Genomic DNA, 11,446 nt, shown 5'->3' on the forward strand with positions numbered 1-11,446 from the left:
GCGCCGGCACCGGACTGGACTCCTTCATCGCCGGGCTGCCGAAGGCCGAGTTGCACGTCCACCACGTCGGCTCCGCCTCGCCGCGGATCGTCTCGGAACTGGCCGCCCGGCACCCGGACTCCAAGGTGCCGTCCGACCCGGCCGCGCTCGCCGAGTACTTCACCTTCAAGGACTTCGCGCACTTCATCCAGGTCTACCTGTCCGTGGTGGACCTGATCAGGGACGCCGAGGACGTACGGCTGCTGACGTACGAGGTGGCGCGGGACATGTCCCGGCAGCAGATCCGCTACGCCGAGCTGACCGTGACGCCGTACTCCTCGACCCGCCGGGGCATCCCCGAGCAGGCGTTCATGGAGGCGATCGAGGACGCCCGCAAGGCCGCGGAGGCGGAGTTGGGCGTGGTGCTGCGCTGGTGCTTCGACATCCCCGGCGAGGCAGGCCTGGTGTCGGCGGAGGAGACCGCGCACCTGGCGGTGGACCTGCGGCCGGAGGGCCTGGTCTCCTTCGGGCTCGGCGGGCCCGAGATCGGGGTGCCGCGACCTCAGTTCAAGCCGTACTTCGACCGGGCCAGGGCGGCCGGGCTGCACAGCGTGCCGCACGCCGGGGAGGCCACCGGCCCGCAGACGATCTGGGACGCGCTCGATGTCCTGGGCGCCGAGCGGATCGGCCACGGCACCAGCGCCGTGCAGGACCCCCGGCTGCTCGACCACCTCGCCGAACACCGCATCCCGCTGGAGGTCTGCCCGACCTCCAACATCGCCACCCGGGTGGTGCCCGCGCTGGAGGAGCACCCGATCCGGCAGATGGTCGAGGCGGGTGTCCTGGTCACCGTCAACAGCGACGACCCGCCGATGTTCGGCACCGACCTGAACACGGAGTACGCGGTCGCCGCCCGGCTGTTGGAGCTGGACCGCGCGGGCGTCGCGGAACTGGCGAAGAACGCGGTGCACGCGTCGTTCCTCGACCCGGCGGGCAAGGCCCGGCTGGCGGCGGAGATCGACGCCTACACCGCCGGGTCCGGCACCGGCGGGGCTTCCACCGGTGGCTCCGGCGTACCCGCCGCGCGGAGCTGACGCCGTGGCACCGCGCCCTGGACACCAGGTAACGGTCGTCGCCCATAGAGGCGACCCCTACGTGCACCGCGAGAACACCCTGCCCTCGGTGCGGTCCGCCCTGCACAAGGGCGCCGACGTGGTCGAGGTGGACGTCCGCCTCACCAGGGACGGGGTGCCGGTGCTGCTGCACGACCCGACGCTGGAGCGGCTGTGGGGCCGCCCGGCGCCGGTGACCTCGCTGACGTACGACGAGGTGACCGAGGCGACCGGCGGCGGCGTGCCGCCCTTCGCGGACGCGCTCGCCGAACTCCTGCGCCGGCCCGGCCCGGCCCGGATGCTGATCGACCTCACCGAGGTCCCGCAGGCAGCGCCCGCGATCGCGGCGGTACGGGACGCGGGCGCGGCCGACCGGGTCTACTACTGCGGCGACTTGGCCGCGATGCGCAAGGTGCGCGCCCTGGAACCGTCGGCCGAGGTCGCCATGACCTGGACGACCTCCGTGCGCCCCGCCGACACGCTGCTCGACGGCCTCGGCCCGCACTGGCTCAACCTCCGCTTCGGCCTGGCGGATCCGGCCACCGTCGCCTGGGCGCACGACCGCGGCCTGCTGGTCGCCGCCTGGACCGCGGACTGGCAGCGCTCGATGTCCCGCCTGATCGCGGCCGGGGTGGACGCCATCACCACCAACCGGCTGGACGCGCTGCTGCGCGTGGCGTCCCGACGGGCCTGACCGCCCGTCCACCCCACCTCACCGCCGCGGCCGGTGCAGCACCTCGTGCCCCTGGCGCGCCCGCTGCCGCACCTGCGGCGGGACAGGTGCGTCGGACAGGTGACCGCGGGCGGTGGACCGGTCGTACCGTGGTCCGGCCGGCAACCGGACCACGGTAGGGAGACGGCCGGACCGCGGCCGGGCTACAACCTGTTCACGCCTCGAGCGACGTCATGACGTGCTTGATCCGGGTGTAGTCCTCGAAGCCGTACGCGGACAGGTCCTTGCCGTAGCCGGACTGCTTGAATCCGCCGTGCGGCATCTCGGCGACCAGCGGGATATGGGTGTTGATCCACACGCAGCCGAAGTCCAGCTTCTTGGACATCCGCATCGCCCGGCCGTGGTCCTTGGTCCACACCGAGGAGGCCAGGCCGTAGTCCACGTCGTTGGCCCAGGTGACGGCCTGCTCCTCGTCGGTGAACGACTGCACGGTGATGACCGGGCCGAACACCTCGCGCTGCACGGCCTCGTCGTCCTGTCGCAGCCCGGAGACGACGGTGGGCGCGTAGAAGTAGCCCTCCTCGCCGACCCGGTGGCCGCCGGTCTCGACCTTGGCGTGCGCGGGCAGCCGCTCGACGAAGCCGGTGACCTGGGCGAGCTGGTTGGCGTTGTTGAGCGGGCCGAAGAGCACGTCCTCGTCGTCGGGCAGGCCGGTCCTGGTGCCGGCGGCAACCTTGGCCAGCGCCGCGGTGAACTCCTCGCGCACGCCTTCCTGCACCAGCACCCGGCAGGCGGCGGTGCAGTCCTGGCCCGCGTTGAAGAAGCCGGCGACCGCGATCTCCTCGGCGGCCTTGGTCAGCGCCGCGCTGTCGAGGTCGTCGAAGACCACCACGGGGGCCTTGCCGCCCAGCTCCAGGTGCACCCGCTTGACGTCCTTGGCGGCGGACCCGGCGACCTCGATGCCGGCCCGGACCGAGCCGGTGATGGACGCCATCGCCGGCACCGGGTGCTCGACCATCAGCCGGCCGGTGTCGCGGTCGCCGCAGACCACGTTGAAGACGCCCTTGGGCAGGACCCCGGCCATGATCTCGGCGAGCAGCACGGTGGAGGCCGGGGTGGTGTCGGACGGCTTGAGCACCACGGTGTTGCCCGCCGCGATCGCCGGGGCGAACTTCCACACCGCCATCATCATCGGGTAGTTCCACGGCGCGACCTGCGCGCACACCCCGACCGGCTCGCGCCGCACGATGGAGGTCAGGCCCTCCATGTACTCGCCGGCCGAGCGGCCCTCCAGCATCCGGGCGGCGCCGGCGAAGAACCGGATCTGGTCCACCATCGGCGGGACCTCCTCGCTCGCGGTCAGCGCGAGCGGCTTGCCGGTGTTCTCGCTCTCCACCGCGACCAGTTCGTCGGCGCGCGCCTCGATCGCGTCGGCGATCTTGAGCAGCGCCTTCTGCCGCTCGGCGGGCGTGGTGTCCCGCCAGCCGGGGAAGGCGGCCTGCGCGGCGGCCATCGCCGCGTCCACGTCGGCCGGGCCGGACAGCGGAGCGGTCGCGTACGCCCGGCCGGTGACCGGGCTGACCACCTCGGTGGTGCGCCCGTCGGCGGCGTCGCGGAATTCTCCGTCGATGTGGTTGCGCAGAATACGGAGTTCGGTCACGGCGCTTGCTCCCTGATCCTTCTGGTCCATGTCCATGTAGTGAGACACAACCCAGCTTAGCGCCAGGACTGCCGTATTCGACACACCCGCCTGGCCACAACAACCGATTCGGTGTTACGGACGGCCTAACACAACGGAATTCATCGTCAAGGGCTTGCGGGACCGTCGACCTCTCCTGCACAGTGGTGCGCGTGGCCACTCGTGACATGAACGGCGCTTCCGCCTCGATAGACGCGGTGTCGAAGGCGATCATCGAACAGCTCCAGGAGGACGGGCGCCGCCCGTACGCGGCGATCGGCAAGGCCGTGGGGCTGTCCGAGGCCGCGGTACGCCAGCGGGTGCAGAAGCTGCTCGACCAGGGCGTGATGCAGATCGTCGCGGTGACCGACCCGCTCACCGTGGGTTTCCGCCGCCAGGCGATGGTCGGCGTCAATGTCGAGGGCGACCTCGAACCGGTCGCCGACGCGCTCGCGGCACTCGACGAGGTCGAGTACGTCGTGCTCACCGCCGGTTCCTTCGACCTGCTGGTGGAGATCGTCTGCGAGGACGACGACCACCTGCTGGAGATGATCAACAAGCGCATCCGCGCGCTGCCGGGCGTCCGCTCCACCGAGACCTTCGTCTACCTCAAGCTCCGCAAGCAGACCTACACCTGGGGAACCAGATAGCCATGACCGCTCCGAACGCCGATCAGCCCGATCTGTCGAAGTCCGCGTACGACCACCTGTGGATGCACTTCACGCGGATGTCGGACTACCGGGACGCCCCGGTGCCGACCATCGTCCGCGGCGAGGGCTCCTCCATCTACGACGCGCACGGCAAGCGCTACATCGACGGCCTGTCCGGGCTGTTCGTGGTGCAGGCCGGGCACGGACGGCACGAGCTGGCCGAGACCGCCTACAAGCAGGCGCAGGAGCTGGCCTTCTTCCCGATCTGGAGCTACGCCCATCCCAAGGCGGTCGAACTCGCCGAGCGGCTGGCCGGATACGCCCCCGGGGACCTCAACAAGGTCTTCTTCACCACCGGCGGCGGCGAGGCGGTGGAGACCGCCTGGAAGCTGGCGAAGCAGTATCACAAGCTCACCGGCAACTACACCAAGTACAAGGTGATCTCGCGTGCGGTCGCCTACCACGGCACACCGCAGGGCGCGTTGTCCATCACCGGGCTGCCCGCGCTCAAGGCCCCGTTCGAGCCCCTGGTGCCCGGCGCCCGCAAGGTGCCCAACACCAACATCTACCGCGCCCCGATCCACGGCGACGACCCGGAGGCGTTCGGCCGCTGGGCCGCCGACCAGATCGAGCAGGAGATCCTCTTCGAGGGCGCCGAGACGGTCGCCGCGGTCTTCCTCGAACCGGTGCAGAACGCCGGCGGCTGCTTCCCGCCGCCGCCCGGCTACTTCCAGCGGGTCCGCGAGATCTGCGACCGGCACGACGTCCTGCTCGTCTCCGACGAGGTGATCTGCGCGTTCGGACGGCTGGGCACGATGTTCGCCTGCGACAAGTTCGACTACGTCCCCGACATGATCACCTGCGCCAAGGGCATGACCTCCGGGTACTCCCCGATCGGCGCGTGCATCATCTCCGACCGGCTGGCCGAGCCCTTCTACCAGGGCGACAACACCTTCCTGCACGGCTACACCTTCGCCGGCCACCCGGTCTCCGCCGCCGTGGCCCTCACCAACCTCGACATCTTCGAGCGCGAGGGGCTCAACCAGCACGTGCTGGACCACGAGGCCGGCTTCCGCGCCACCCTCGACAAGCTGCGCGACCTCCCGATCGTCGGCGACGTGCGCGGCAACGGCTTCTTCTACGGGATCGAGCTGGTCAAGGACAAGGCGACCAAGGAGACGTTCACCGACGAGGAGACCGAGCGCGTCCTGTACGGCTTCCTGTCCAAGGCGCTCTTCGACAACGGGCTCTACTGCCGCGCCGACGACCGCGGCGACCCCGTGATCCAGCTCGCCCCGCCGCTCATCTCGGAGCAGCCGCTCTTCGACGAGATCGAGTCCATCCTGCGCGGTGTCCTCCAGGAGGCGTGGACCAAGCTCTGACGGCGCCCCCTCCCCGGGCGGCGGCTCCGTTACAGGGGCGCTGGGGATACCACCCCCGCGCCCCTGTAACGCACCCCGCCAAAGCGCCCCACGCCCGGGGAGGGCACCGCTCGGCCGATCGGGGGGTCCGCCGCTGCGCCTGCGGGCGAAAGGGCGCGCGCCCTGCTTACCGTGCCGGGGAGTGACCGGACACCACCCGGGCTCGTTGCCCGGGTGAACTCGCAATCCGCGGAGGTACGGCATGGAGGCCCCGCCCGACAACGACGTGCTCTGGGCTCGCGCCCTGCGCCACTCCTACCAGGGCTCGCCCGCACTGCTCGGCGTGTCGGTCAGCGTGCGGGCCGGGGAGATCCTCGCGCTCGCCGGCCCGCGCGGCTCCGGGAAGTCGACGCTGCTGCGCTGCCTGTCCGGGCAGCTCGTCCCGGACGAGGGCGAGGTCTGGTTCAACAGCGGCCCCGTACACACGCTGCCCGAGACCGCCCGCGAGCGGCTGCGCCGCGACCGCTTCGGCTGGATCGGCGCCGACCCGCAGCTGCTGCCCGAGCTGAACGTGTGGGAGAACGCCGCGCTCCCGCTGCTGCTGCGCGGCGAGAGCAGCAGGACCGCGCGCGCCGCTGCCCGGGAGTGGCTGGACCGCCTCGACATCGGCGACATCGCCCGCCGGCGGCCGACCGGACTGCCCGCCGCGAAGCGCCAACGGGTCGCCGTGGCAAGGGCGTTGGTCACCGGCCCCGCAGTGGTCTTCGCCGACGAGCCGACCGCCCCGCTGCACCGCAACGACCGCGCCCACGTCCTGCGCACCCTGACCAGCGCGGCCCGCACCCACGGCATCACCGTCGTCCTGGCCACCAGCGACCCCGACATCGCCGCACACGCCGACCGCGTCGTCCCCTTCGCCGACGGCCGTGCCGGTACCCCCGCCCAGGACCAGGACCTGGCCACTCCCCGCCCGGCCACCGTATGAGGGCCCGCGCCGAGCACCACAGCGGCGGCGCCGGGGACGCTCCCGCCCGGGCGAAGCTCCGGGGCGTGACCCGCGCGGCCGACCACGACGACGCCACAGCGGGCCGGCAGCGCACGGCCGCCGCTCCGCGGAGCGGCTCGTGCTGAGCCTGCGGCTGTTGCGCGGCGCCCGGCCCGCCGCGCTGGGCCGGTGGGCCCTGGTCGCGCTCGCGTCGTGCGGCACCGGCCTGCTCCTGCTGGCGGCCCTCGGCTGGGCGTTGGCTCACCCGAAGGGCGGTACGCCGGACGCGGTCGCACGGCTCGGCTGGTGCGTCGTGCCCGTCGTGGTCACCGTGCAGCTCGCGGTCGCGGTGGGCCGCGCGCAATCCGGCGGCTGGCCCCGTGCGGGCCTCGCCGCGGTCGGCCTCGGCCGTAACGGCGTGGTGCTGCTGACCGCGGCGACCGTGACCGTGGTGTGCGCGTTCGGCAGCGTGCTGGCCCTGCTCGCCTTCCTCCAACTGCGCGGTGATGTGACGGGCGTGCCGTACCACGGCGTCGGGCCCGGGCTGCTCGCGGCGGACCGCAGCCTGCCGCCGGCCGGAGCGGTGACGTTGCTCGCGCTGGTCCCGCTGACGGCCGGTGTCGCGAGCGCGGCGCGGCTGCGGGCCGAGCACAAGCCGGCCGAGGACATGCCGGGCGGGCTGCCGTGGGGGGTCGCGCTGGTCGCCATCGGTCTGGCGATCGAGGTGACGGCGCCCGACGGGCACACCTTCCCGCTGCCCAGCGGGCTCGGCTCGATGGCACCGGCCGCGGTCGGCGGCTGGGTGCTGACCGCCGCGGGCCTGGTCCTCGCGGGACCGGGGCTGGTCTACGGCTGCGGGCGGTTGCTCGCCGCGTACCGGCCGGGCGGGCTGCGACTGCTGTCCGGCCGCGGCCTCCAGCACGAGGCCCGGCGGCTCGGCCGTCCGCTCGGTCTGCTCTCGGCGACCGCGGCGGTGGCTCTGTCCGGCTACGGCCTGCACCAGCACAACGGCCGGACACCGGGCCCGGTGACCACGTTCGCGGCGGCGCTGATCTGCATGTGCGTGCTGGCCTCGACCGCGGTCGCCGCCATGGAGTCCCGTACGGCGCGTGCCCCCGCCGCCGCCGCGCTGCGCGAGCTGGCGGTGCCCGCCACGGTGCTGCGCGCGTCGGCGACCGTGCGCACGGGCGTCCTGGTGGTCACCTTCCTGGTGCCGACGCTGCTGGTCGCGGCGCTGTCCCCGACGCCGTAGCCCCGGGTCCCGGGGTCGCCGGGCACGTCATACGGCGCCGCGTGCGGTCATCCGCGCGCGGCGCCGCGTCAACAGCGCTACGCCGAGGTCCTCCTTGGTCCTCCTTCGCCACGGCCCGGCGCACACCTGAGCGCGCTATCGTGCTGCCGTGCCAGCGCCTACTCCGCCCGATTCGTCCTATCCGCCCCATCCGCGGCTGCCCCGCCCGACGCGCGGTCCCCGCCGCCCGCCGGAGCCGCCGAAGGCGCCCTCGGACGCCACGCCGGAGGTCGCCCGCCGGGCCCGCGAGGTGGAGACGCTGGAGGAGTTCGACTCGGTCGCGCTCGGCGGGTCGTTCGCGAACTGCCGGGTGCGGGCGGTGGACCTCACCGCGCGGACGTTCGCGCTGCTGGTGACCGACACATCGGAGGCGGTGTTCCTCGGCTGCCCGATGGAACCGCAGGCCCTGGCCCACGTACGGGCCGGCGGCGCGCTGCTCTTCCCGCCGGTGCCCGGCCTGCCGTTCGACCCCTACCGCGCGGCGCCGTACCGGCCCGAGGAGCTCTACGCGGACCTGGCCGAGGGCGGGTACGGCGCGACGCCGGACGCGCTGACGTACGAGTGGTGGCTGCGGACCTCGGCGGAGCGCGACGTCTTCGCCTCGATGCTGCGGTCCATCCACGACGACGCGGTCTCCGACGCGCTGGACGAACGGCTCGGCGGCGCGCGGGTCGTGGGGGTGTTGGGCGGGCACGCGATGGAGCGCGGCACGGAAGCGTACGCGGGCGCCGCGCGGCTGGGCCGATCGCTGGCGACCTCCGGGCTGACGGTGGCGACCGGTGGCGGGCCCGGCGCGATGGAGGCGGCCAACTTCGGGGCATACGCGGCCGCGTACGACGACGTCATGCTCGGCAAGGCGCTCGACGTGCTGGCCGGCACGCCGTCCTTCGCCCCGTCCATCGACGCCTGGGCGTCGACGGCCTTCGAGGTACGCGAACGCTGGCCGGACGGCGGGCCCTCCTACGGCCTGCCGACCTGGTTCTACGGTCACGAGCCGCCCAACGCGTTCGCCGCGCACATCGCGAAGTTCTTCGCGAACGCCACACGTGAGGACGGCCTGCTCTCCCGCTGCTCGGCCGGCGCGGTCTTCCTCCCGGGCGCCGCCGGCACCGTCCAGGAGATCTTCGACGCCGCCACCGCGAACTACTACGGTTCGCACGGCGAGCCCGCCCCGATGGTTCTGGTGAACCATGCGCACTGGACTGCCGAGGTGCCGGCCTGGCCGCTGCTCCAGGCGCTGGCGGAAGGTCGTTCCATGGGTGGACGGATCGCCCTCGTGGACAGCGTGGACGATGTCCCCGCGGCCCTGGAGCGTCTGGGTTCCGCGTAGGCGCAAGCTCTGGGGGTGGGGACACCTCCCGGCGAAGCCAGGGGGCACCGCGCGACCAGCCCATGACCGGCGGACGGTCCGGGAACCGACGGAACCGGGCAGAACGGGCGGACCGGCCGAGCCTCACGCAGGGCTGAGCACGACGACGTCCTCGGCCGCGAACGAGGCACCCACCGGAGCCCCGATTTCCGGAGCCTCGCGCAACGCGCACTCCGCTTCGAGGGCGGGGCCGCGCTCGGGCCGGAGCACTACGCCGACGTGGCCGCCCCGGAAGGTCCGCGAGACCACTTCGCAGCGCAGCCCGGCGCCGTCGGGCGGACCGAGCCGCACCCCGGAAGGCCGGACGAGGATGAGGTGCTCGCCGTCGGGAGTCCCGTCCGGCACCGGCAGCCTGCCCCAGGCGGTGACGGCGACGGCGCCGCCGACCGTGGCCCCGGTGATGTTGTCGAACCCGAGGAAGCGGGCCACGAACTCGGAGCCTGGCCGCTGCCACACCTCAAGTGGGGTGCCGCTGCGCTCGATCCGCCCGTCCCGCATCACCACGACCCGGTCGGCGAGCGCGAACGCCTCACCCTGGTCATGGGTGACGGCAAGCACGGTGGTGCCCAACTGCCCGAACAACCGGCGCAGTTCGATGACGAGCCGTTCGCGCAGCGAGCGGTCGAGCTGACCCAGCGGCTCGTCGAGCATCAGCAGCCGCGGCTCGGGCGCGAGCGCACGCGCCAGGGCGACCCGCTGCTGCTCGCCGCCGGAGAGCGTGGCAACCGGGCGGGCGGCGGCACCGGGCAGGCCCACCAGGTCGAGGAGTTCGGCGGTGCGCCGGTCCCGGACGTCGCGCGGCATCTTGTGCATCCGCGGCCCGAACGCCACGTTCCCGCCGACATCGCGCTGCGGGAAGAGCTGGTGGTCCTGGAACATCAGCCCGACCCCGCGGCGGTGCGCGGGCACACCCGTCTGGTCGGCGCCGTCCAGCAGCACCCGGCCGCCGTCGAGCGACTGGAGCCCGGCGACCGCGCGCAGCAGCGTGGACTTGCCGCTGCCGCTGGGCCCGAGCACGCAGACGATCTCGTGCGCGGCGGCGTCCAGGTGCACGGCGTCCAGTGCGGCGCGCGCCCCGAACCGTACGGTGGCGCCCTCCAGGCGCAGCAGGGCATCGGTCATCGGGGACTCTCCGAACGGGCTTGGGCGGCGGGGGTCTTGGGCACCGTGCTGGACACGGCCGCCTGCGGAGCCGGAACCGCAGCCGGGGCCACGGCCGGAGCCGGGGCATCCGCACGCGCGTCGGGCCGCGCGCCCTTGCGGCCCGGCGCCGTACGCCCGGACAGCGGGTACTCCAGGATCAGCAGGCTGGCCGCGCAGACCACCATGAGGATGGTGCTCAGGGCCATCGCCTGGCCGTAGTTCATCTCGCCGGCCCGGCCGAGCAGCCGGGCGACGGCCACCGGCAGGGTGGGGCTGTCGGGGCGCGCGATGAAGACCGTCGCGCCGAACTCGCCGAGCGACACGGCGAACGCGAACCCGGCCGCGATGCCCAGCGCCCGCCCGACCAGCGGCAGTTCGACCTCGCGCCACACCCGTAGCGGGGACGCGCCGAGCACCGCGGCGGCCTCCCGCAGCCGCTCGTCGACCGCCCGCAGCACCGGCAACATCACCCGCACCACGAACGGCGCGCCGACCAGCGCCTGTGCCAGCGGCACCAGCAGCCAGGAGTCGCGCAGGTCGAGCGGCGGCTTGTCCAGGGTGATCAGGAAGCCGAAGCCGACGGTGACCGCGGAGGTGCCCAGCGGCAGCATCAGCAGTCCGTCGAAGCCGCGCATCAACCGACCGGTACGGCGGGTGAGGGCGGCCGCGGCCAGCCCGCCGATCACCAAGGCGATCACGGTGGCGGCGGCCGCGTAGCGCACGGAGTTCCAGACCGTGTGCAGCGGTGAGACGAGGAAGGTCCCGTCGGCGCTGGTGGAGCCGAGCGCACGGTAGAAGGTGAAGCCGTAGCCGTTCGGGCCGTCGAAGGAGCGGGCGGCGAGCACGCCGAGCGGCAGCAGGATCAGCAGCGCTATCGACGCGAGGACGGCACCGAGCAGCGTACGTTCGCCCGCGCCGCGCGGCCGGTGCGCGGTGCCGGCCGGGTCGACCAGGCGCAGCGCGGACTCGCGGCGGCGGGCCGTCCACGCGTGCACGGCCAGGATCGCGCCGACCGCGACGAGTTGGAGCAGGGTGAGCACGGCCGCGGTGGGCAGGTCGAAGACCTCGGCGGTCTCCCGGTAGATCTCGACCTCCAGGGTGGCGCGGGAGGGGCCGCCGAGGATCTGGTTCACGCCGAAGGAGGTGAAGGTGAACAGGAAGAACATCACCCCGGCCGCCGCGACGGAGGGGGCGAGGGCGGGCAG

Annotated in this window: 10 protein-coding genes; 7 read left to right on the forward strand and 3 right to left on the reverse strand. The window is 73.3% G+C overall.

The window, feature by feature from the left end:
* Positions 1-14: 14 nt before the first annotated feature.
* Both AC13HU_RS20115 and AC13HU_RS20120 read left to right on the forward strand, forming a co-directional pair.
* Positions 15-1,073 carry an adenosine deaminase gene (locus AC13HU_RS20115; RefSeq protein WP_483043297.1) on the forward strand — a complete coding sequence of 353 codons (1,059 nt, stop codon included), beginning with the start codon at positions 15-17 and terminating at the stop codon, positions 1,071-1,073.
* 61 nt (positions 1,074-1,134) lie between these two features.
* A complete protein-coding gene (locus tag AC13HU_RS20120) occupies positions 1,135-1,785 on the forward strand; it encodes a glycerophosphodiester phosphodiesterase (protein ID WP_483043291.1) in 651 nt (216 codons plus the stop codon).
* A 193-nt stretch (positions 1,786-1,978) separates the two neighbouring features.
* On the opposite strand, the gene AC13HU_RS20125 is transcribed toward AC13HU_RS20120, so the two are convergent.
* Complete coding sequence (locus AC13HU_RS20125; protein WP_483043292.1) at positions 1,979-3,424, reverse strand: gamma-aminobutyraldehyde dehydrogenase; 1,446 nt, start codon at positions 3,422-3,424, stop codon at positions 1,979-1,981.
* A 206-nt stretch (positions 3,425-3,630) separates the two neighbouring features.
* Here AC13HU_RS20125 and AC13HU_RS20130 point away from each other — a divergent pair, with 206 nt between their 5' ends.
* The 5 genes from AC13HU_RS20130 (at position 3,631) to AC13HU_RS20150 (ending at position 9,059) form a co-directional block, all read left to right on the forward strand.
* A complete protein-coding gene (locus tag AC13HU_RS20130) occupies positions 3,631-4,092 on the forward strand; it encodes an Lrp/AsnC family transcriptional regulator (protein WP_329373841.1) in 462 nt (153 codons plus the stop codon).
* A 2-nt stretch (positions 4,093-4,094) separates the two neighbouring features.
* A complete protein-coding gene (locus tag AC13HU_RS20135) occupies positions 4,095-5,474 on the forward strand; it encodes an aspartate aminotransferase family protein (protein ID WP_483043293.1) in 1,380 nt (459 codons plus the stop codon).
* Positions 5,475-5,715: 241 nt separating this feature from the next.
* The gene (locus AC13HU_RS20140) at positions 5,716-6,438 is read left to right on the forward strand and encodes an ABC transporter ATP-binding protein (RefSeq protein ID WP_483043294.1); all 723 of its coding nucleotides are present in this window, start codon (positions 5,716-5,718) and stop codon (positions 6,436-6,438) included.
* A gap of 139 nt (positions 6,439-6,577) precedes the next feature.
* Positions 6,578-7,690 carry a hypothetical protein gene (locus AC13HU_RS20145; protein ID WP_483043295.1) on the forward strand — a complete coding sequence of 371 codons (1,113 nt, stop codon included), beginning with the start codon at positions 6,578-6,580 and terminating at the stop codon, positions 7,688-7,690.
* Between the two features lie 289 nt (positions 7,691-7,979).
* Complete coding sequence (locus AC13HU_RS20150) at positions 7,980-9,059, forward strand: LOG family protein (RefSeq protein ID WP_483043298.1); 1,080 nt, start codon at positions 7,980-7,982, stop codon at positions 9,057-9,059.
* A 123-nt stretch (positions 9,060-9,182) separates the two neighbouring features.
* On the opposite strand, the gene AC13HU_RS20155 is transcribed toward AC13HU_RS20150, so the two are convergent.
* Both AC13HU_RS20155 and AC13HU_RS20160 read right to left on the reverse strand, forming a co-directional pair.
* Entirely contained in the window at positions 9,183-10,208 is a 1,026-nt protein-coding gene (locus tag AC13HU_RS20155) for an ABC transporter ATP-binding protein (RefSeq protein ID WP_483043299.1), read from the reverse strand.
* A gap of 8 nt (positions 10,209-10,216) precedes the next feature.
* A partial coding sequence (locus AC13HU_RS20160) for an ABC transporter permease (protein WP_483043296.1) occupies positions 10,217-11,446 on the reverse strand: 1,230 nt, incomplete at its 5' end.

It is taken from the genome of Streptomyces sp. NH27, from assembly GCF_056859195.1.